The sequence below is a fragment of the Candidatus Tumulicola sp. genome (genome assembly GCA_036490475.1).
Classification (GTDB): Bacteria; Vulcanimicrobiota; Vulcanimicrobiia; order Vulcanimicrobiales; family Vulcanimicrobiaceae; genus Tumulicola.
The window spans coordinates 83,379-103,979 of sequence record DASXDT010000005.1; the positions used below are offsets into that span (position 1 = coordinate 83,379).

The 20,601-nt window shown below is 60.9% G+C and carries 26 protein-coding genes, 1 tRNA gene and 1 riboswitch; of the genes, 20 read left to right on the forward strand and 7 right to left on the reverse strand.

Going from position 1 to position 20,601, the window contains the following annotated elements; genetic code table 11:
- Window positions 1-51: 51 nt before the first annotated feature.
- Window positions 52-984 carry a ribosome small subunit-dependent GTPase A gene (gene rsgA / locus VGF98_04045; GenBank protein HEY1680792.1) on the reverse strand — a complete coding sequence of 311 codons (933 nt, stop codon included), beginning with the start codon at window positions 982-984 and terminating at the stop codon, window positions 52-54.
- On the opposite strand from rsgA, the gene VGF98_04050 reads away from it, so the two are divergent.
- The 9 genes from VGF98_04050 to VGF98_04090 all read left to right on the forward strand — a co-directional run bounded on the left by VGF98_04050 (window position 979) and on the right by VGF98_04090 (window position 6,433).
- Entirely contained in the window at window positions 979-1,518 is a 540-nt protein-coding gene (locus VGF98_04050) for a hypothetical protein (GenBank protein HEY1680793.1), read from the forward strand. The genes rsgA and VGF98_04050 overlap by 6 nt on opposite strands.
- A complete protein-coding gene (gene cdaA / locus VGF98_04055) occupies window positions 1,511-2,404 on the forward strand; it encodes a diadenylate cyclase CdaA (protein HEY1680794.1) in 894 nt (297 codons plus the stop codon). The genes VGF98_04050 and cdaA overlap by 8 nt, the downstream gene beginning before the upstream one ends.
- Window positions 2,373-3,044 carry a hypothetical protein gene (locus VGF98_04060; protein ID HEY1680795.1) on the forward strand — a complete coding sequence of 224 codons (672 nt, stop codon included), beginning with the start codon at window positions 2,373-2,375 and terminating at the stop codon, window positions 3,042-3,044. The genes cdaA and VGF98_04060 overlap by 32 nt, the downstream gene beginning before the upstream one ends.
- Window positions 3,041-4,387, forward strand: a complete 1,347-nt coding sequence (gene glmM, locus VGF98_04065; protein ID HEY1680796.1) for a phosphoglucosamine mutase — start codon at window positions 3,041-3,043, stop codon at window positions 4,385-4,387. The genes VGF98_04060 and glmM overlap by 4 nt, the downstream gene beginning before the upstream one ends.
- 63 nt (window positions 4,388-4,450) lie before the next feature.
- Window positions 4,451-4,592: riboswitch (cyclic di-AMP (ydaO/yuaA leader) on the forward strand.
- A gap of 8 nt (window positions 4,593-4,600) precedes the next feature.
- Window positions 4,601-5,215, forward strand: a complete 615-nt coding sequence (locus VGF98_04070) for a C40 family peptidase (protein HEY1680797.1) — start codon at window positions 4,601-4,603, stop codon at window positions 5,213-5,215.
- A gap of 57 nt (window positions 5,216-5,272) precedes the next feature.
- Window positions 5,273-5,344: transfer RNA gene (locus tag VGF98_04075), tRNA-Gln, on the forward strand.
- A gap of 28 nt (window positions 5,345-5,372) precedes the next feature.
- Window positions 5,373-5,519 (forward strand): hypothetical protein, encoded by a 147-nt coding sequence (locus VGF98_04080; protein HEY1680798.1) that lies wholly within the window; start codon window positions 5,373-5,375, stop codon window positions 5,517-5,519.
- Entirely contained in the window at window positions 5,520-6,077 is a 558-nt protein-coding gene (locus tag VGF98_04085; GenBank protein HEY1680799.1) for a hypothetical protein, read from the forward strand. It begins immediately after the preceding gene.
- Complete coding sequence (locus VGF98_04090) at window positions 6,059-6,433, forward strand: STAS domain-containing protein (protein ID HEY1680800.1); 375 nt, start codon at window positions 6,059-6,061, stop codon at window positions 6,431-6,433. Before VGF98_04085 ends, VGF98_04090 begins: the two co-directional genes overlap by 19 nt.
- On the opposite strand, the gene VGF98_04095 is transcribed toward VGF98_04090, so the two are convergent.
- A complete protein-coding gene (locus VGF98_04095; GenBank protein ID HEY1680801.1) occupies window positions 6,406-7,710 on the reverse strand; it encodes a heterodisulfide reductase-related iron-sulfur binding cluster in 1,305 nt (434 codons plus the stop codon). The two genes, VGF98_04090 and VGF98_04095, sit on opposite strands and share 28 nt — an antisense overlap.
- 71 nt (window positions 7,711-7,781) lie before the next feature.
- Between VGF98_04095 and VGF98_04100 the strand changes: the two genes are divergently transcribed.
- The 4 genes from VGF98_04100 (at window position 7,782) to VGF98_04115 (ending at window position 11,188) form a co-directional block, all read left to right on the forward strand.
- A complete protein-coding gene (locus tag VGF98_04100) occupies window positions 7,782-8,882 on the forward strand; it encodes an Ldh family oxidoreductase (GenBank protein HEY1680802.1) in 1,101 nt (366 codons plus the stop codon).
- Window positions 8,879-9,340: a hypothetical protein gene (locus tag VGF98_04105; protein ID HEY1680803.1), complete on the forward strand. Its 462-nt coding sequence runs from the start codon at window positions 8,879-8,881 to the stop codon at window positions 9,338-9,340. The genes VGF98_04100 and VGF98_04105 overlap by 4 nt, the downstream gene beginning before the upstream one ends.
- Window positions 9,341-9,367: 27 nt before the next feature.
- Window positions 9,368-10,222, forward strand: coding sequence for a hypothetical protein (locus tag VGF98_04110; protein ID HEY1680804.1), 855 nt, complete (start codon window positions 9,368-9,370; stop codon window positions 10,220-10,222).
- An 81-nt stretch (window positions 10,223-10,303) separates the two neighbouring features.
- On the forward strand, window positions 10,304-11,188 hold the full coding sequence (locus VGF98_04115) for a fatty acid desaturase (GenBank protein HEY1680805.1): 885 nt from the start codon (window positions 10,304-10,306) through the stop codon (window positions 11,186-11,188).
- Here the strand turns inward: VGF98_04115 and VGF98_04120 are convergent.
- Window positions 11,175-12,044, reverse strand: a complete 870-nt coding sequence (locus VGF98_04120) for a hypothetical protein (protein HEY1680806.1) — start codon at window positions 12,042-12,044, stop codon at window positions 11,175-11,177. The two genes, VGF98_04115 and VGF98_04120, sit on opposite strands and share 14 nt — an antisense overlap.
- A gap of 190 nt (window positions 12,045-12,234) precedes the next feature.
- Between VGF98_04120 and VGF98_04125 the strand changes: the two genes are divergently transcribed.
- Genes VGF98_04125 through VGF98_04135 form a run of 3 tightly spaced genes read left to right on the forward strand, consistent with a single transcriptional unit; the run spans window position 12,235 to window position 13,651 of the window.
- Complete coding sequence (locus VGF98_04125) at window positions 12,235-12,699, forward strand: hypothetical protein (protein ID HEY1680807.1); 465 nt, start codon at window positions 12,235-12,237, stop codon at window positions 12,697-12,699.
- Window positions 12,700-12,738: 39 nt separating this feature from the next.
- Window positions 12,739-13,023, forward strand: coding sequence for a hypothetical protein (locus VGF98_04130; protein HEY1680808.1), 285 nt, complete (start codon window positions 12,739-12,741; stop codon window positions 13,021-13,023).
- Window positions 13,024-13,036: 13 nt separating this feature from the next.
- On the forward strand, window positions 13,037-13,651 hold the full coding sequence (locus tag VGF98_04135; GenBank protein ID HEY1680809.1) for a hypothetical protein: 615 nt from the start codon (window positions 13,037-13,039) through the stop codon (window positions 13,649-13,651).
- Between the two features lie 115 nt (window positions 13,652-13,766).
- Here VGF98_04135 and VGF98_04140 read toward each other — a convergent pair whose 3' ends face one another.
- On the reverse strand, window positions 13,767-14,153 hold the full coding sequence (locus tag VGF98_04140; GenBank protein ID HEY1680810.1) for a TlpA disulfide reductase family protein: 387 nt from the start codon (window positions 14,151-14,153) through the stop codon (window positions 13,767-13,769).
- Between the two features lie 94 nt (window positions 14,154-14,247).
- On the opposite strand from VGF98_04140, the gene VGF98_04145 reads away from it, so the two are divergent.
- Window positions 14,248-14,778, forward strand: a complete 531-nt coding sequence (locus VGF98_04145) for a GNAT family N-acetyltransferase (GenBank protein ID HEY1680811.1) — start codon at window positions 14,248-14,250, stop codon at window positions 14,776-14,778.
- Window positions 14,756-15,667 (forward strand): hypothetical protein, encoded by a 912-nt coding sequence (locus VGF98_04150; GenBank protein HEY1680812.1) that lies wholly within the window; start codon window positions 14,756-14,758, stop codon window positions 15,665-15,667. The genes VGF98_04145 and VGF98_04150 overlap by 23 nt, the downstream gene beginning before the upstream one ends.
- Window positions 15,668-15,725: 58 nt before the next feature.
- Here VGF98_04150 and VGF98_04155 read toward each other — a convergent pair whose 3' ends face one another.
- A complete protein-coding gene (locus VGF98_04155) occupies window positions 15,726-16,931 on the reverse strand; it encodes an SLC13 family permease (GenBank protein ID HEY1680813.1) in 1,206 nt (401 codons plus the stop codon).
- Window positions 16,932-17,780 (reverse strand): hypothetical protein, encoded by an 849-nt coding sequence (locus VGF98_04160; GenBank protein HEY1680814.1) that lies wholly within the window; start codon window positions 17,778-17,780, stop codon window positions 16,932-16,934.
- A gap of 122 nt (window positions 17,781-17,902) precedes the next feature.
- On the opposite strand from VGF98_04160, the gene VGF98_04165 reads away from it, so the two are divergent.
- Both VGF98_04165 and VGF98_04170 read left to right on the forward strand, forming a co-directional pair.
- Window positions 17,903-18,859: a tyrosine-type recombinase/integrase gene (locus tag VGF98_04165; protein HEY1680815.1), complete on the forward strand. Its 957-nt coding sequence runs from the start codon at window positions 17,903-17,905 to the stop codon at window positions 18,857-18,859.
- Entirely contained in the window at window positions 18,856-19,755 is a 900-nt protein-coding gene (locus VGF98_04170; protein HEY1680816.1) for a hypothetical protein, read from the forward strand. The genes VGF98_04165 and VGF98_04170 overlap by 4 nt, the downstream gene beginning before the upstream one ends.
- Here the strand turns inward: VGF98_04170 and VGF98_04175 are convergent.
- Window positions 19,739-20,587 carry an endo alpha-1,4 polygalactosaminidase gene (locus tag VGF98_04175; GenBank protein ID HEY1680817.1) on the reverse strand — a complete coding sequence of 283 codons (849 nt, stop codon included), beginning with the start codon at window positions 20,585-20,587 and terminating at the stop codon, window positions 19,739-19,741. The genes VGF98_04170 and VGF98_04175 overlap by 17 nt on opposite strands.
- Between the last annotated feature and the right edge of the window lie 14 nt (window positions 20,588-20,601).

The window sequence follows — 20,601 nt, forward strand, 5'->3', positions numbered from 1 at the left end:
CGTGAAGTATACCAGCCGCGCGGTTTTGTGTCTAGGGAGCCCTGACGCGCTCTAGCGGTCTTCTTTAGCTAAGATGGCGCGGAAGCTCTCGTAGCGGCTCGCCGCGATCGCGCCGGCGTTTACTGCCTCTCGAATAGCGCAGCCCGGCTCTTGCAGATGGCGGCAGTCGGTGAACCGGCAGTGCTGCTGCGGCTCGGCCATCTCGCGAAAGCCGAGCGCCAGCTCCCGTGGCTCCAGCGAACCCAGGCCAAATTCGTTCAGCCCGGGGCTGTCGATCAGAAATCCGCCCGGGGTGCGGTACAGGCGGGCGGCCGTCGTGGTCTGCCGGCCCATGCCGTAACGCGAAACGTTCCCGACCGTAGCCTCACCGCCCAAGGCGCTGAAGATCGTGCTTTTCCCCACGCCCGAGTTACCGGCCAGTAGAGCGCGCTTGCCCGCCATCAGCTCGCGCAGCGCGTCCACATTCTGGCCCTGCTTCGGATTGATTACCACGGTCGTGTAACCGAGCCGCCCGTATAACGCGGCCAATGTCTCGGCTTGGTCCGGGGGCGCGAGGTCCGGTTTTGTGAAGACGGCAGCGGCGTCGAGGTCTTGCAACTCTGCAAAGGCAAGCAGTTGGTCGAGCGTCGGAAGGCGCGGGGCCGGATTTGCCAGCGCCGTGACGGTGACCAGCAGGTCTAAGTTGGCGGCCATCGTCTTCGAGCGGCCTTCCGACGTCTGGCGTTGCAGCGTCATGGAGCGTTCTTCCATTCCGTCGACCACCACATCGCCGTCTTCCAGCGTCCGTACGTGGAGCACATCGCCCGGCACCGGCATCGACCGCTTGCCCGTCATGCGTTTCAGTTGCGCGATGCGTGGGGCGTCTTCGCCCTCGATCGAAACCCACGCCGAATTCTTGCCCGTCGATACGACGAGCGCGTTGCAGCGTTCGCCTACCCGCAAGATTGCAATGCGTTCGCGCCTAACGAAGCGGGTATCGTGCAATATCGCATGCTGCGAGGCAATTCGCTCGACGTCGACCGGCGCGCCGCAATCGACGCGGGCATCGCCATGCGCGGCGGCATTGCGAACTGGCGTGTCTCGCCGGACGTCGACCGCGCGTATGCGCTGGTCGAGTTACCCGACGAAGGAGTTACGGCCGCAATCGCAACCGATGCGTCGTTCACCGAGAGCGCGCCCATCATTGCGTTGGCTGTTTACCCTACCGTTGCCGAAGCCTTGCCGTCCCTGATCGAGGTGCTGAACGGACCCGGGCGTCCGTCGGGGATCATTGGATGCAGTGCCTCGGGCGCGGCGGCCGTGCTCGAGTGGGACCTCGACCGAACGCCTGCTACCTTGGTGCTCGATCTGATCGACACCGAACTCGACCGCTTCCACAGCGGCCGCCGTACCGAGCTGCTCACGCCGCTCACCGAAACGTGGCTGGCCAAAATCGCGGCCGATGGGCTGCAATGTCCCGAGATCGCACCGGACCGAATTCTGGAGACGCTCGTAGCGAAGGCTGGACTCGATGTTTGAGACGCTGCGATCGTACATCGGCATCACCGATCTGCTCGACATCGCCGTCACCGGCGTGCTGGTGTATTATTTGCTGCTGCTGATTCGCGGTACGCGAGCGGTGCAAATTCTCATGGGCATCATCGTGCTGTTAGCGATTCTCGGCATCGCTAACGTCTTGCACTTATATCTACTCGTTACGATTCTGCAGCTGGTGGTGGTCGGCGCCGCCGTCACGATTCCGATCGTCTTTCAACCCGAGTTGCGGCGCGCGCTCGAGCAGATCGGTCGCGGCGGCGTGTTTCGGATAGACGCCGACGATCCGCTGTCGCGCGTCGTTTCGCGCCCCGAAGATCGCGCGCTCGTCCTTCTCGCTCGTGCCGCGTTTCTGCTGTCGCGTAACAAGATCGGCGCGCTGATCGCGGTAGAACAGCACAGCGGCCTCAAAGAATTCTGCGAAACCGGAACGCAGCTCGACGCAGAGCTGACGGTCGAACTGCTGCTGACGATCTTCACGCCTCGTTCGCCGCTACACGACGGTGCGGTGATCGTGCACGACAACCGCATCGTCGCAGCCGGCTGCTTCTTGCCGTTAGCCGAACATTCGTTTACGGCGCGTGTCGGCACGCGCCACCGCGCGGCGATCGGGTTGAGCGAGCAAACCGACGCCGTCGTCATCATCGTTTCCGAAGAGAGCGGCGGCGTATCCATCGCCCGCGACGGCAAATTAACGCGCCCGGTGGAAGAAGAACAGCGCCTGGCCAAAATGTTGATGGCCGTTACGCGGCCCGCACGTCGCGATCGGCGCTCGCCCAACGATCTCGTTTCGCATTTACGTTCGCGCCTGTCATCGCGCCGCGTGCGCGAGGCCCCACATGCAGATCATCCGCAAGAACTTCACTCTTAAAGTTCTGGCGCTGACGCTGGCGATCGTCGGCTGGGCGTACGTGCGATTCGCGACCAACCCGGTCGTGGCGACCGCACGTTTCGATCAGCAAATGTCGGTTCCGATCACGAGCGTTAATCTCACCGCCGGGTACGTCGCGCACTTCACCGACCGCGCGGCCGTCGTCACGGTCGCATCCCGTCGTGGCGAAGCCGCGATCAAGCCCGAAGAAATTAAAGCCGTGCTGGATCTCGCCGGAAAAGGCGCCGGCGTCTACAACGTGCCGGTCGCATTGGTAGCGCCGCAGATCGTCGTGCAGAGTTTGAGCCCGGCGTCGGTGACGTTGACGATCGAAAAAATAGAGTCGCGCGACTTTCCGTTGGCCGTTCATTACGTCGGGGATCTCAAGAACGTCGTGGTTGCCGGGACGCAACTCAAGCCGTCGATCGTCGCGATACAGGGCACGACCACCGCGCTGGAACAAGTCGCCGCGGTGCACGCCGATATCACCCTGCCCGAACAAGCCCGATCCGTAGACGAGATGGTCCGGCCGGTTCCGATCAACGCGGCCGGAACCGAAGTGCTCGGTCTCCAGGTTGCCCCCGACCTGGTGCGCGTTCGGCTGCGGCTGACGCCCGGCACGGGACAAGCGCCTCGATGAGCCGCCTGTTCGGCACCGACGGCATCCGGGGCGTCGCCAATGAGGACCTGACGCCGGAGCTGGCCTTTGCCGTCGGTCGCGCCGCTGCTACCGTGCTGGTGGCCGAGGCCAACGGCCGCCCAATCGTCGTCGGTCGAGATACCCGCTGTTCGGGTACCATGCTCGAAGCCGCGATCGTGGCCGGCATCACGTCCGCCGGTTGTGATACGGTATCACTCGGCATCGTCCCCACGCCGGCCGTCGCGTGCGTCACTCGCCACGAAGGCGCCGCCGCAGGCGTCATGATCAGTGCGTCGCACAATCCGGTGCCGGACAACGGGATCAAATTCTTCGGTGCCGATGGGTTCAAACTGAGCGACGCGCTCGAAGACACGATCGAGGCGGCCATGACGGGCGGCTACGGCGCACGCCCAACCGGAACCGGCGTCGGCGTGGCACGAACGGCTGTCAACTTAGGTCGCTGGTACTACGCGCAGTTGTACGAAGGCGCGGCCGACCTGAGCGGAATGCGGGTGATCGTCGACGGCGCGTATGGCGCGGCGTATGCGATCGCGCCCTATGCGTTGCGCAAGCTCGGCGCCGACGTCACCGAACTGCATTGCGACAACGACGGTACGCGCATTAACGTCGACTGCGGTGCGACGCACATGGAATCGCTTGAGGGCGCCGTTCGCGAACGAATCGCCGCAGGCGAGCAAAACGTGGTGGGCGTCGCGTTCGATGGCGACGCCGATCGTGCGTTGTTCGTCGACGAAGAAGGCTGTCGCTTAAGCGGCGATCACGTGATGTACGCGCTCGCGACGGCATTGCACGATGCGGGAACGCTACCCGGCGACACGATCGTCGGAACGGTCATGAGCAACATCGGCTTCGAGCGTGCGTTGCAAGCGCGCGGCATCGCGCTCGAACGCACCGCCGTTGGCGACCGCTACGTGTTGGAGCGCATGCGCGAAGGCGGCTTCGTCTTAGGCGGCGAGCAGTCCGGACACATCATCGATTTGCTCACGAACACCACCGGCGACGGCCCGATGACGGCCGTCACGTTACTCGGCGTTGCGGCACGCGCGGGCGTCCGTTTGCACGATCTCGCGCGCGAAGTCGTGATCGCGCCACAGTTATTGGTGAACGTGAAGACGCGCTCCAAAGATGTGCTGCAGCGCGAACCCGTCCGCCGTGCGATCGCAGAGGCCGAAGCGCGTTTGGGAAAAGACGGGCGCCTCTTGGTGCGTCCGTCCGGAACCGAGCCGCTGGTTCGAGTGATGGCCGAGGGTAGCGAGCGATCGCTGGTCGATGACGTCGTCGCGAGGGTCGTCGATGTGATTGAAAGGGAGATTAGAGACTAGACAGAAAGCCAACCAGCGTCATCGTCCGGCAAGTAACAGCGCCGGTTCGAATGACGTTACGCCTGCACAAGATCACTGAATCGGGTCCCAGCGAGGATCCGAGCGGGGGACTCTCTGGTAGGGGTGAATGAGCCGGTCGGCTCTAGGGCGACTCTTTCCGTCCGAACCCGTCAACTAACCTCGCAAGTGTCGTCAAAGAGAGGTATCTATTTCTTGCGTCACGCGTTAGCTGCCGGAGCGTTCGCCCTTTCGATTGCCGCAACGGCCGGGTTCGCTCAAGCTCATACCCAGCAAAATTCTTCTACAATCGCGTTCAGTGCCCCGTCCGCGACGACGAGCCAGCGTGCCGTTAGTCCAGACGTCGCCGAGTGGACCCAGCGCCTGGTGATTACTACACCAGCACGTCATTCGGCCAGCTTTGGCCGGTTCGCGGGTGGCATCTTAGCCCGCACCTCTAAGATCGCAACCCTGCTCACGCACAGCGCCCTGCGCTTTTTGGGAACGCCGTACGTCTTCGGCGGTACTACCGCGGCCGGTTTCGACTGCTCGGCGTTCGTGCAGCACGTGTTCGGCATGGCCGGGATCGCGTTGCCGCGCACGGCCGACGCGCAATACGACGTCGGCAAGCCGGCCGTCGGCGGACCGCGCCCGGGCGACCTCGTGTTCTTTCAAACCTACACCGAAGGCGTATCGCACGTCGGCATCTACCTTGGACACGGCAAGTTCGTGCACGCCAGCTCGAGCCACGGCGTCATGGTAAGCCAGCTTTCGGAATCGTATTGGTCCTCGCGCTATCTCGGCGCAAAGCGACTCGTCGCAACGCGTTAGAAGCCGCTCGGCTTCAAGGGGCTCCGTTCGGCCATCGCCAAATGGCGTTATTGCCGATGGGGTGTAGCCAAGCGGTAAGGCAGTGGACTTTGACTCCGCCATGCGTTGGTTCGAATCCAGCCACCCCAGTACTACGCTTTGCGCACGCGATGATCGCGTGCGCTTTGCTTTTGCGGCGCTTCGTGTTCCGGCGCAAGCGACCGACGTTCCCGGCCATCCGATGACGCTCGACGGCGCGACGCTCGGCGGGCAGATCGGCGATTACATCGCGGCACATGGACAGCCGACGAAACAAACGGAGTGAATGCATCATCATCAAGAACAGCAGGATGGCAAGACGGCTTTCATCGTCTCGCTCGACGGCTCGATTGATTCGTGGCAACTCGCGAATGGCGGGCGCCTGGTTCTGACAGCAGACGGAAAGGGCCGTATCGTGATCGTCCACGTTCGAGCCGGACCGAAGGAAATACGCGACGTGCCGGTTCTCAGCGGAACGGCTCGATTCAACGATGGCAACCACACGAATGTGCTACCGCCGCCACCGCTGACAGGTCGAGCTGATCTCAACAACTGCGGCGTCGTGCTTCACGGCTCGTCCTGCGCCGGCTTCGCGGTCTCCCCGAATGTAGAGCTCGTTATGAACTTCGGCGGCGACAACGGTACGGCTGACTGGAATTTGACGGACCTTGTGCTCGGCTACGTGCCCCCCTATTGGAAGTGGGCTTTCTGTAGGACGCATGAGAACCCACGCGCTAGGTCACACGGCGGACAGGCGCGCCGCAGAGCAGGCGCGAAGGCGCCCGGCCTTAGAGCGTTTTCCTACTTCCTAGAGTGCTGGAGGCTATGTCTCACGACGAACTGACGATTGACGTCAAATCTGAAAAACACGGCGAAGCGCTGGTATTCAAGCTGCGCGGCAGCTTGGATCTCGCGACCGCACCGACGGTGCGCGCCGCTTTAACCGATGCGGCCAGCGACGCCAACCGCCATCTTATCGTCGATCTGACGCAGATCGAGTTCCTCGACTCGACCGGCTTGGGCGCGCTCATCGGAGCGCACCGCCGCGCGAGCGAACATAACGGTTCGTTGCGTTTGGTCGTAACCGAAGGCCCGATTTCCCGACTGCTCAACATCACGGGACTGTTGCGCGTGTTCTCGGTCTATCATGACCTCAAGGACGCGCTTGCCGATCAAGCGCGGGTTATCGCCGCTCCGTAAGCCGCATATGCGTCGTCGAGCAACTCGACGACATGCTTGACGTTGGCGGGAAGACCGGCCTCGCGCAGCCCCGCCACAACCTGCATCGCGCAACCTGGATTTGCCGTCGCCACCACATCGGCGCCGGTTGCCTCGACGTTATCGATTTTGCGCCGGCGTAAGCGCGCCGACATCGCCGGCCGTGTGAGGTTGTAGATTCCGGCGCTTCCGCAGCACAGATCGCTTTCGTTCATCTCGATCAGCTGCAGACCCGGAATGCGTAGCAACAACCGCCGGGGAGCGGCGCTGACGCGCTGGGCGTGTACTAAGTGACACGGTTCTTGGTAGGTGACGCGAACGTTCAATTCGCCGATCGCCGGATCGAGTTCGCTGGCGTCGAGCACTTCGCACACGTCGCGTACCCGTTGCGAAAAGCGGGTCGCCCGCTCCGCCCATTGCGGATCCGCCGCAAACAGCCTCCCGTATTCTTTGAGCGCCGAACCGCAGCCGGCCGCATCGGCCACGTAGACATCGGCCTTGCTGTCTTCGAACGCGACGATGTTGCGCTTTGCCAACTCGCGGCCGAACTCCATTTCTCCGGCATGCACGCCGATTGCCCCACAGCAACCTTGATCGCGCGGAATAACGACCGACAGACGGGCGCGCAACAGCATCCGAATCGTAGCATCGTGAACCTGCGGGAAAGCGAACTGCATCACGCATCCGGCATGCAAAAACGCTACACCGACCGGATGTTCGGCGTCGATTCGGCGCTGCGGCGGTTCGAAGAAGCGTTCGGGCATCTCCGGCGCCAGTGCGATGGCATCGCGTAAACCGATCGCGGATGCAACGGACGTCAACCCGGTGCGCTGGGCGAATCGAAGAAGAGCCGCCATCGCGCGCATCAAAGCGAGGTTGCGGAACGGTGCTTTTACGAACAGACCGCGCGTCCAGCGTTGAACCGGCGATTCATGGGCAGCTTGCGCGGTGCGGATTTGTGCGCGCGCCGTTTCGACCAAGCGCCCGTACTCTACGCCCGACGGACACGCCGTCTCGCATGCGCGGCAATCCAAACACTCGTGCATCTGATTCACGAAACCCGGACTCAATAGGTCGAGGCGGCCTTCGTCGACCGCCTTGATCAATCCAATCCGGCCTCGCGGTCCCGACGTTTCTATTAAGGTTTCTACGTATGTCGGACAGGTCGGAAGACAAAAGCCGCAACGAATGCAGCGATCGTAGACGTCGGCAGGCGGCCGATCCTCACCGGAAAAGCCCGATAGCGGCGGTTGGATCATTGCTTGCGACGTTCGCCCTGCATGACCGCACGCTCCCCCACGCGAAGTATCGATTTGGAGGCTTTCTATCGTTGTCACATACCGTTACTAACGACTATAATCTCGCGTCGGAAGACCGCCTGCGGCGTTTCGTTACCGAAGCACTCGTTCGCTCCGGCGTTGCGCCGGAACAAGCGGCCGTGGTCGCCGACGTGCTCGTCACCGCCGACCTGCGCGGTATCGAATCGCACGGCGTGGCACGGCTCGAATCGTATTACGTGAGCCGCATTCGCAACGGCCATTTGAATCCCAAACCCAACTACGAAATCGTGCGCGAGACCGAAACGACGGTGCTGTACGACGCCGATAACGGCTTAGGGCACCCGGTCGGCAAGATGGCGATGGAAAAAGTACTGGAGAAGGCTGCTAAGCACGGCTCGGCGTTCGGTGGAGTACGTAATTCGAATCATTTCGGAATCGCCGGCTACTACGCGATGATGGGCCTCGAGCGCGATATGATCGGCATGGCGTCGACCAACTCGGTCAAGTACGGCGCGCCGACGTTCGGCCGCGACGTGTTGCTCGGCACCAATCCGCTGGCATTCGCGATTCCGGCCGGCAAAGAGCCTGCGTTCGTCCTTGATTTTGCGACGACGACCGTGCCGAAGGGCAAGCTGGAAGTGTACAAGCGCAAGAACCAGCCGTTGCTCGAGGGTTGGGCGATCGACAGCGAAGGTAATATGACGAACGATCCAGATGAAGCGCTGCGCGGCGCGTTGCTGCCCTTAGGCGGCTTCGGCACCGAAGGCGGCGGCCACAAAGGCTACGGCCTGGGATTGCTGGTCGACATTCTGTGCGGCGTGTTATCCGGTGGCGCGTTCGGCCCGACGCTGCCGGTGGTGACCGACGTCAGAGAAGGTGCGATATCGCATTGGTTCGGCGCGTTTCGCGTGGACGGTTTCCGCGACGTCGTCGCGTTTAAAGCCGATATGGACCGCGAGCTGCGGTACTTCAAGGAGAGTTCGCGCACGCCCGGCGCGGATCGCATTTACGTTGCCGGCGAACCGGAACACGAAAAGACTGCCCACCATCGCACTAATGGCGTTCCGGTGCATGAAGCGGTGTGGCGCGGATTGCAGAAGTTGGGCGGTGAGTTGGATCTGCCGTTCGACATCGCGCATGGTAACGCGTGAGCTTTCGCGACGGTGACAACGAGCTCGAGTCGATCCACGTCAACGTCGCCTGCACCGCCGGCGCGCACACGATTGGAAGCTCGGCGTTCTTTCACTATATTCTCCGGTTAGTCGAACTCGAGTTACCGCTCGCGAGCCAGGATCAGGAAGCGGTCGAGATCCTAGCTGCCATCCCGCACGCCTTTGAAACCGGACGCGACGGTTCGCGTTCCTACGGCAGCGGATGGCGCGTCATTCCGGCCCACGGCGAACTCGACTGGGCGGTCCTCGAGGCCACGCCCGAACGCTTACACAGTGCGTTGGAACGTGCGCGCGGCATCTTGTGGCAGAACGCCGCCCAATTTCACGTGAGCGCACGCGAGATAACCACCATCGAAGACGAACTCGAGGCGGTCTACGGGTTATTGATGCGGGCCAAAGCGGCCGGCGTGCCCGTCAATGTTTCGTACGTCGCGTAGGGTTACACCGCGCCAAATGTAGCGACGTTGCCGCTGCGCGGGGCGGGCGGCGAACCGATCTCGTTCGCGCGGACCGTGCACTCGCACGGTGTCGCGCGCCTGCTGCCCGCCCGGATCGTCGAAGGTCCGCCCCTGGAGTACCGCCGGACGCTTCGAGTCGATGGCGCGCAGATCACCATCACGTTGACGCAACGCGATGGTGATCTGCAAATCGATTCCAACCGTCGAGTCGGCCGCGTCGCCAAAAATGAAATCGAGCGCATCGTCGCGCGCATGTTCCGTTTCGACGACAACCTAGCGCCGTTTTATACCATGATTGTCAACGACGATCGCCTACGTTGGGCCGCCGCCGGCGCCGGACGTATGCTGGCTAGCCCGACGGTATTCGAAGACACGATCAAGACGATCTGCACCACTAACTGCGCGTGGTCGGCAACGATTCGGATGACGAACGCGCTGGCCGAACTCGGCGACGGCGCGTTTCCGGAGCCGGCGTTGATCGCTCGAACACCGGAAGCATGGTTCAAAGACGTCGCGCGAATGGGCTATCGAGGTGCCTACGTGCGTGCAATCGCTCGCGACGTTGCCGATGGCTCGCTCGATTTGGAATCGTTTCTCTCGTCGGCCGGGCGAAGCGACGACGACGTCGAGGCTGCGCTGTTGGAACTGCCGGGCATTGGCCCATACGGCGCCGCCCACGTGATGCAACTGCTCGGGCGCCATCGCAATTTGGTCCTCGATTCGTGGACGCGTCCCACGTTTCTGAAGATCGAAAAGAAGAAACAAGCGAAAGATTCAACCATCAGGCGGGTATATGCAAAATACGGCGATTACGCCGGACTCGCATTTTGGTTGATGCTCACGCACGCTTGGACCGACTGAAGTCGCTACAAACATGCAAGGATATTCATACCAATCCGGGTATAAGTCGACGAACCGGACCCCAAAGAAAGATTTAGTAATTTGAACGTCACCTTTAGGCGCTGGACAAACGGGGTCGGCATTGGTCTGATCCACATCGCCGCACTCGCCGTATTCTTACCGGGTATGACGCACTGGAGCTCGGTTGCCGTGGCCTTCGTCTTACTCTGGGTGACCGGCGGATTGGGCATCAACCTGTGCTACCACCGGGTGCTCACGCACCGGTCCGTGCGGCTTCTTAAGCCAGTCGAATACATACTCGCGACGATCGGGACGTTATCGCTGCAAGGCGATCCGGTCCGTTGGGTAGCCATCCACCGCAAACATCACGCGTACGCCGACCGCGAAGGCGACCCGCACGGCCGCAATCGCGGTTTCTTGTGGTCGCATATGGATTGGCTCTATAAGCCCAACGACGCGCTCGAGAACGAAGAAGAACTTGTCCGGTATGTCCCCGACATGGCCAACGACCGTTTCTACCGGGCGCTTCCCTACCTACAATGGATCGCGCATTTCGCTCTCGCCGGATTATTGTTCGCGTTCGGCGGCTGGAGCTGGATCGTTTGGGGTATCTTTGTACGACTCGTCGTGAGCTATCACGTCACGTGGTTCGTAAACAGCGCCGCGCATTCGCTCGGCTATCGCACCTATGTGACGCGCGACTTATCGACGAACTGCTGGTGGGTCGCGCTACTCGCCTGGGGCGAAGGCTGGCACAACAACCACCACGCTTTTCCGTATTCGGCTCGCCACGGACTGAAGTGGTTCGAGATCGATCCAACCTGGTGGAGCGTCCAGACGTTGAAGTTTCTGCGGCTCGCCGATTCGATCAAGCTTCCGCCGCGCGCCGCGCTCCAACGCAAACCGGTTCCCGTGCCGATTCCGGTTCCGGTGACTGCCACCCGACAGGCGTCTAGGGGTTACTGACGACGGTTCCGAGCGGAACGTAGACGCCACGCACGGTTTTTGTCGGTTTGCCGCCGGCGGGATACTTCCAGATCTCGACCGAGGCCGTGCCGGAATCCGGACCGATAATGCTCCCGCCCTGGATCCAGAACTGAAAGATTGCGACGGCGTTCTTTAACGCCGTCGCTTTTTGAAACGAACCCTTACCCGATGCGATCGCGAACCGGTCGACGACGTTATCAGCTTGATCGCCGACCGCGAGATACTTGCCGTCCCACTGCACCGCACCGGGATTGCCGATTCCCGCATCGAGTGAAACGGGCGCGAGCGCTTTCTTTCCAGCCGGGAGTTCGTCTAAGGAGAAACCGCTGGCGCTGGTCAGACCGTCCGCAAACAAATTACCTTTATCGTCGTAACCGCAGAGCAAGAATTGCGGCGTGTTTGCGTCCGAATAACCGCCCGTCGGCTTACCCTTCGCGTGCTTGTAGATCACGATGTTTCCCGCCATGCTCGAGATCGACGAAAAGTTCGTCACGGCGAGATTGCCGGTCGTCGGGTCGACCGCACAGCCGATGGGGAAATAGCCCGGGTCTTTGAGCGTCGCGATGGGCGCCGTTCCCGCGTGCGCGTACTCGATCACGTTACTTCCGCCGGTATTGGTCACAAAAACGTTGCCCTTGGCATCCACGCACTCGCCACCGGGATCGGTGAGCCCGGTGAGCGTACCCGCGAGCGTTCCCTTCGGGTAGTTGAACACGTAGATGTCACCGCTTTCGGTGTCCGATACGTACAGCAACGCACCACTCTTGGCTCGGTTGCGCATCCAAGAAGGACCGCGATCGGGCTTGGCTTGCGCGGCTCGCTGTTGCGGTAGCAAGCCAGCCGATCCGGCAACTGTCGGGGTACTACTGGGCCCTCCGCAGGCGGCGAGACCGAAGGCGAGGATGAGGGCAATACGTGCGCTTGTCGGCATAATGCGAACAGTTCAGCGGCGGGCAAGCAAGGGCCCTCGCGGGACCGCTTGCTCTGCTGCCGAATAGGTAGCTAGCTCAGAGGGGGCATACATTGTGAACATCCGCAGAGGCCTGCACGCATTCCTCATTTGCGCAATCGTAACTGTTCTTTCGGCTTGCGGCGGATCGCAAACGACGACGCCGTCGAATCCGTTCTGTCCGGTCTCGAAACCGTTTGTCGAGTTACTGTATCCGATTCCCGGCACGACTGGCGTAGCGACGTCCGTTGGCCAAATGGTCTTCGCGTCGACCGGCGTCACGCGAATTCAGCTCGCCACCGGTTCTTATACCGGAGAAAAGGTGCGCACCAAGCCGGAGCCGCTACCTAATCCGCTACCTACACCGATCGCAACGCCAGGCCCGTACGCGCAATATTTGACGACGACGTTTGCCGTCTCGTTTGTAACGCTACATCCAAATACGCACTATGACGTACGGTCGTGGGAGGTTCCAAATCCGTGTGCCCCCGAACCGTTCCCGCCCAGCTGGGCCAATCTCGGCTCTTTTACCACGCAGTAATTGGACTTATCCCATAATGAGGAGTAAGCTGAGCGCCTTATGGTAGAAAAAACGCTCGGCTCCGACGAGCCCGTTTCTGTTGCGCAATTCTGGTCGAAGTTTCCGGAGTTTATGGAGCGCATCGCAACAAAAAAATACGAGTTACAGACGCAGCCCGGTGGAGTGTCGCTCACCCGTGCAGACGGCAAAGTAGCGTCACTGATTGCAACGCGTGAGGCATCCGGCAACGTCGTGATGTCTTGGCGCTCGTTCTCGGGCATCGAGGACACATATCGCAGCGGCGGCGCGTCGGTCGGAAACGTAATTTACAAGCTAGAAAGCTAACCTTTTCGCCGATATGATGCACGCGGCCGCGCCCCGGACATCTCCCGCATATCGAACGGCGGCGCCGGAACGCTCGCACGTAGGCGTAACGTTCGTTCCGTGTGGCTCTCGGGGTACGAATACCGTCTCGTTCATTACAATTCCGTCCGGAACGGTCGTGGCGAGTGCTGCATTGCAGCGACAGCCGACTGGAGTGAAAACCTATTCCACGACGGTGAACCCCGGTTATTACACGATTGTGGCCGGCGTGTTGCCGTGCTCGGCGACGCACGAACTCGTTGTGTTGCCCGGCAAGAATCGATCGATCGTGCTTCGCGGACAAGACCAGTTGTTAATGCGAGCAGGTCCGGGAGCCTTGGCCGGATCGTTTCCGGAAAACGGAGTTCGCATCATTGCCAACTGCGCGGAGCTGAATCAGGGCATCGTCAGGTATACCGCAATCGTCCAAGACGGCGCCTATTACTTCGATTCAATAAGAAGCCCGGCAAAATGCGATCTCACCGTGCTCTCCGGGGAGAGCGACGAGAGACCGCTGTACTCGTTGCACGACATCGCCGTCCCACCACATGCGATCGTGCGCCACGATATCGATTGGGAAGATTTGGCTAGGGGCGCATCGCCTCGCTAATTGCAGCATCGATTTCTGAAACAGCCGATGCGTTTGTGCCGACGAAGGCCTTGAACGATTTACCGCTAGCGTCGATCATATAGACTGCCGGAATGTCGAGACCAGTCGCGCCTCGCTACTCGTCCGTGACCGCCGCCCCATCGAACGCGGGTGCCGTTAGTATCCCGACTGGAAACGTGACGCCGTATTCGGCGACTAGGGCTCGAGCGTTGGCCGGACTCTCGAGCTCGTCGATTCCCACGAAACGAGCGCGGCTGTTTCGGGCGAGGCGCTCGATCGCCGGCAGATTCTTGCGGCACGGGTCGCACCAGGCGGCGAATACCACGAGCACCGTCACCCGGCCGTCCGAGTCGCGTAGCGGCAGCGTTCCGCCCGCGATATTCGGCAACGTTATCGGGGGAACGGTCACTCCCGGCTGACGCAGCGCGGCAATGTCCGAAGGAGCGGCGCCCGTCGCAAAACCCACCGCCGCAGCAAGCGCCATTAGAATCGACGTAATCATGTCGATAGTATGCGCTTTCCCCGATAAAAAAGTCCTAAATCAAATCCTCAAAGTTTTCAAAAGCGCGTTGTGATCGAGACAATTTGAAGACGCGGTGAACGAGGCTGGTTATAATCGGCGTATCGTGTACCTTGAGACCGACCGTTTGACACTTCGGCCGTTCACGTCGCGGGACGTGTCCGAGGCTGTCGCGATCTACGCGAATCCCGAAAACATGCGCTTCATACCTGGGGGCATATGGACCGAGCAGCTGACGCGCGACCTCATCGAGCGCTTCTCCACGCACGCGCAGGAACGTGGCTTCGGTCTTTTTGCCGTTCGAGAACAACGCTCTTTGCAGCTCATCGGACACTGTGGGCTCAGTACCATCGCCGACACGGCGGAAATCGAAGTCGCCTACCTTATCGACCGGCCGTTTTGGGGACGAGGCTTTGCGACCGAAGCGGCCGCCGCGGTCGTGGCTGACGGATTCACTCGCGCCGGCCTGGGACGAGTCATCGGTCTGACGATGCCGGAGAACATCGCTTCGCGCCGCGTGCTCGGAAAGCTCAGCATGGCGGAAATTGGAGAGGCAGAGTATTTTCGCACGAGAATGATCGTGCATGAGTTGTTCGCTACTTCCTAAAGCAACAAAACGGACGCTCGCTTTGTGCGCGGTTTGCTTTGCCGTTCTTGTCCCTGCCTCTGCGCGCAGCGCGATCGCCGGCGCGACGACTTCCAACCCGACGCTAACGCCGGCTTCGATTCTCCAGCGCGCTCTCGCGCGACTCGCGACATATCCAACGCCGCAGTACGCAATCTATACCACGTTTTGGGATATTCGAACGAACCAGCCCGATCTTCCGAGCAGCCAACTCGAATGGCGCTACGCGGTTAGGCAGTCGGATAACGCAGAGAACGCGACGTGCAGGGTAGATCAAACGTGGCTACCGCAAGCTCAGGTTGAGAAAGACACGTTCCCTTTGCTGGCCTCATCGATCCTAAGCGCTCCGTCGCTAACAACCGCCGTCGATAACTACCGCGTTGAGTTGACGGCGGATAGCGCCGGCGGCGCATCGCAACCGTATCATCTTCGTTTCATACCGATCGCGCAAGCATCCACGAACAACGTGCGAGATCTTTGGATCGACCGCCGCACATTCGACGTGCAAGGCGTTCGGTACGTCGCAAAAGGTAACGGAACGACAGTAACCGCGCAGTTCGGATCCGCTTCGAATTATAGAACTGCGACGCACCTTCGTTGGATCTCCACGGGCGTCAACGGAAATCGCTCGTACGATGTGACGCTGGTACGGACGGCATTCCCACAAACGCTACCGGCCTGGTTGTTCGATCAATCCGCCTACGACCAAAAACAGCGCGCCGGAACGAACGACGTGCTAAACGTGACGCTGGCCCAAGTAGGAGAAGATGTTGCCGACGCTCCTCGCACGCCGCATGCAAATGCCGCATTTACGAGATACACCGACCGGACGACCGTCGTGCGCTTCCCAGTCTGCAATCTGGCGAACTAAACTGGAGTGACAATGCAAACGGCTGAACAGGCGGCTGCTCTACCATTGCAAATAGCCTTCAATGAAGTACCCACAACCATAGAACAGTGACTGCAAGGCACGCCGGAACCACGGCTAGCCCGAGCTTGGCGTACTGAACCAAGCTGACACGCACGCCGTGCCGCCGCAGCACATCTAAGCAAAGCAGTGTTGCGATCGAGCCGCCAAACGTGAGGTTCGGTCCGAGATCGACGCCGGCGATCAGCGGATATGCGACGTGGCCCGTAGGATCGTGCGCTACGGCATACGCACCGGCAATTGCCACCGGCAAATTGTTGAATAGGTTGGACAGCAACGCCGCCGCCCCGGCGGAAGAAGCGGCTACCGCGAGATCGAACGGGTGCCGATCGAGCGCTTGGATCGCTCCGTTGGCCGCATTACTCCGAACGACGGCGTCGAGCAGCACGAACAATCCGCACAACATCAGCAGCGTCGTCCAACCCATACGACGCACGACTCTTACCGGCGACACTCCGCCTAGCACGAGAAGAAGGAGCGCGGCGATTGCGGCGACAGGTCCGAGCGGATAGTGCACGATCAGCGCGACGATGTACGCGACCGTCACGAACATCAATCCGGCACCGACGCGTAGTGCCTTCGGATGTTCGACTGGTGCAGCCGGCACCGCATACGCACCGTTGAGCTGACGGCGGAACATCCACAAGAATATACCGAGATTGATTGCGATCGCCGCCAACTCGGGAACACCCAAGTGCAGCAAATACGGCCATATGCTCGGATGCGGCAAGATGACGACGTTGGCCGGATTCGAAAACGGTAACCCGAACGACGCGGTATCGGCCACGAACAGCCCGGCAAGCACGTACGGCATTGGGTCGATACCAAGTTCGCTGACCGCATCGTAGATGATCGGCGTGAGGATGACGGCCGTCGCATCGTTCGATAGCAACGCCGTCATGGCGGCGCCACCCAAGAACGTCCACACAAAAAGCCGCCTGCGCTCGCCGCGGCCATAACGTAAAAGTTTCCCGGCAATCGACCTGAATACGCCGGCCTCGGACGCAACAGCGCCGAGCCCCATCAACCCCCCGATAAAGAGCAGTACGTTCCATTGCCGCTCGATGGCATGGCCCGCTATCGATGCCGGCTCGAACCCGAACACCACGACGATGAGCGCGCCGGCAGCCGGCCAAATCCACGACCGTATTCCGAACGGACGAAGCGTTAGGAGCGCGACCGAAATGGCCGCGACGGCTAATGCCATCTACACCGCGAGCGCGCCGAAGCCGTCGTACGAACCACTCGACGCCTTGGCGATCCGCTGCAACTCTCGCACGACCGTACGAACGCTCGGATAATTGAGTGGCGAACGAATGCGCGCGCGAATTTCGGTCGGACTGAAGAGGCCGGATTTCGGTAACACGAATGCCTCGACGTCCGGCCGCAGTAACTCGGCAAGCGCGGCGGTAGCGTCCTTGGCGTTCCGAAAGCTCAACGTGTGATCGAAGACGAGTTCGTCGACGCCGGTCGTCACTTGCTCGCGCAGAATGGCGATAATGAAACGCGATTTATTCATTTGCTCGAGCGTCGGTAAATCTGGTAACTCGATGTCAAAGCCGACATTCAGGCTTAGTGCCACTTCGAACGTCGTGGCGTCTTGCGGAACGACCGACGGTGCGTCGCGAAACTCCGGCGTATCGTCCGAATCGATCATCGCGCGAATGAACAGCGTTTCCGGATCGTACTCGGCGAGTACGCGCCTGCCGCCCTTCGCAACCGCCTTGAATCGGGGCAACGTCGCCACATCGATGTCCTTCGCGAGGGCCAAGCCCGGTGGCGCCGGCATCTTGAGGTATGTGCCGTCTCGAAGGCCGATCGTATCGGCGACCCAGCTCGACCAGCCCTCGGGACGCCACGCCATCAGGTCGGCACGGTCTACGCGGCCCAGCGCCGGCCCGAACGTCGTTACGAGCATGCGCTCGGGCGTCAAGCGCCCAATCGTCGCGATTACGAAGCCCGGCTCCGGTAATAGGATCGCGATCGTGTCGCCGGTGGCAAACTGGTCGCCGTACGTCGGGTCGAGGTCGAAGCCGCCGTCAGGGTTGGGATCCATCGGGTTGAAATATCGGGAGAGGCTACCCGCCCCCTTGCCGCAGCAGGGTCGTTCTTCATCCACTCGAATGCAGTAAAACTGTTATTATGTTTCCTTGGTAGTGAGCGGGAGAGGAGGCTCCAGTGGCAGCTCGGACCCGGCGAGGCACCCCGGTGGTCGATCCGATCATCCTGGATCTGATGGCGTACCTGCGGCTCGAACGGAATCGTAGCCAGCTAACGGTCGAAGCGTACGCGCGCGACCTGCACGAGTTCGGGGCGTACCTGACGCAGTTAGCCGCCGACGAATCGCCGATGGGGCGCGAGTATCCGCAACTGCGCACCGCCACCACCTCGGAGGTGCGCCGGTACGTGATGCATATTTCGGGCGACAAAGGCTATGACATGCGCACCGTGCGCCGCAAGCTGTCGTCCCTAAAAGCGTTGTACAAATTCCTCAAGTTGACGGCGGTCCGTGACGACGACCCGGCGTCCATCGTGGCCGGCCCGAAGCTCGAACGCAAGCTCCCCGAGCACCTCGACCAAGACGAGGTTCGCGGACTCTTGAATACTCAGGCCATCGCGGGTCGCACCGAAGACCGCAAGCGCCGCGACATCGCCATCCTCGAGCTGTTATACGCGGCCGGTATCCGCCGTGCCGAAGTCACCACCATCGATCTCGGTGACGTCGATCTAAAGAACCGCGAGGTCCGCATTCACGGCAAGGGCAGCAAGGAACGTATGGTGCTGATCAACCGTTCGGCGGCCGAGGCGATCGCCGCCTATCTGGCCGTTCGCCCGCGTAGCCGAGACGAGGCGCTATTCCTTGGACGCGGCGGCAAACGGCTGTCACCGATGCACGTGTGGCGTATATTCCGTGAAGTGTATAAAGTAAGCGGAGTACAACGCCATGCGAGCCCACACACGCTTCGGCATTCGTTCGCCACGCATCTCGCCGAGAACGACGTCGACCTCGAGACGATCCGCGAGTTTCTGGGCCATGAAAGCCTCGCGACGACCGGCATCTATCTAAAGATGTCGATGCAACACAAGAAACGCGCGTACGATCGCGCCCACCCGCGCGACAAGATGGACGAATGATTCCCCCGATCGACCCGTACGCGATCTACGCCCGCGCGCAAGCCTATTGGCTCTCGCAACGGTACCCGCAATTGCTAGCGTATCGCGTCGTCGTCCGGATCGTGGAGGGCGGCAAGGAACGAGTCGAGCGCTACGAAACGCGCTTCGACGCTGCCGGCGATGCAATTTCGGTTGATCCGATCAGCGATTTCGAAAAAGATCATCCGGTCCGGCCTCCCGGTGGCTTGAACGTTTCGCTGTTCGGTTTTTACCGTATCGGAAAACCGGAACCGCCAGTCGACTTCCTTGGCGTTCCGCTTCTGGCTCCCACCTACTCGTTCGGCATGGCGCCGTTCGTGCCGGCGCCCGAACCAACGCCGTTCAACTCTGCCGCTCTCGTTGCGGAAATTCGCAAAGAATATCACGACCCCGATCCGCGCGTGACGCCAACGCCGACGCCGTCCCCCGAGCTACCAGTTATCGCCGTCGTCGTCGCAGCGCACCGGAACTATGTGATGCTCTATGCCGGTCAGGAAACGGTCGACGGACATCTCTGCTATCACGTGACGCTCCGTGCCCTACACGACCCCGGGAAATATCGATTGCGCGATTTGTGGGTTGATGAGAACGATTACGCGGTTTGGCGCCTGCGCGTCAGCATCAACTTCTTAGACGGACCCGGAACCAAGATCCCCTGGACGGTCGACTTTATCGATATCGACGGCGAGCATTATATCGACCGCGAGGTCGCCGGCGCTCCGATGGCCGTGGCCGGTGAAATCTACACGCAGACGACGATCGAGTTCGAAAACGTCGGCGCGCCTGGCGACGAAGCGTCGCCGATGCCGCTACAGTTACCCTTGCGAAATACCCTGGAAGAACCGAGCCCGGTGCCGGCGGCTAGCTCGAGCAGGTAATCTCCCAGGCGTTCAGGTTCAGATGCTTGCGCAACGCCGTTTCCTTGTATGCCGCCTCTGCGGGACAGACGTCGTTGATGAACTGCGATTTCGATCCCTTGTATTCGATATCGACGACGAGCGCGTTATCGTCGGTATACGGCGTAAACTGCTGGCAATATTTCTGCTGATAACATTGCTCTAACACCGCAAAGTCGAAATACGGACGCAAGTCTTTGACTTGGTCGTTATCATTTTTCTGATCGATCGACATGTTGAGCGAATGGACTTCGGCCGCTAACCATTCATCGTAGGCAAGCTGGTCCTGCGACGTAATCTTAAAGCCCGTCTTGTTCTCGTAGCCGTCGATGTTATCCGGATCGACTGCGTCGAAGCCCTTTTGCGCGCACATCTGAAAACGCGCCGCCATGATCGGCTCGAGGATCGAGAGTTGGCGCACGTCGAGCCAACGTTCGCCTTTCCAATGACCGTCGGGATTTCCAAGCACGCTCTTCGGGAACTGTTTGGCATCCGGGCGCCAATTCTCCCAAGTGCCGGCCGAGATGTAACACACGGCGTGACGGTTGTCCTGATGCAGTTGGCTCACGGTGTCTGCTTTGGTATCGAATCCATCGAGATCGTAGGTGTCGGCGTCGATGCTCAAGTCGAGCTTTCCATCGTATTGAATCGCGAACGTCGATTGCGCGGGCGGAATCCAGACGGCGGCATGTCGGACCGTCGCTGCGCGGGCCTCCGCAGTAATCGGTACGCTCGAGCCGGTTTGCCCTCCGGAACAGGCGCTCAGGACGAGCGCAGCGAGAGCGAAAATGGACGTGCGAGCCGAACGATGCATAACGATGAAGTCTC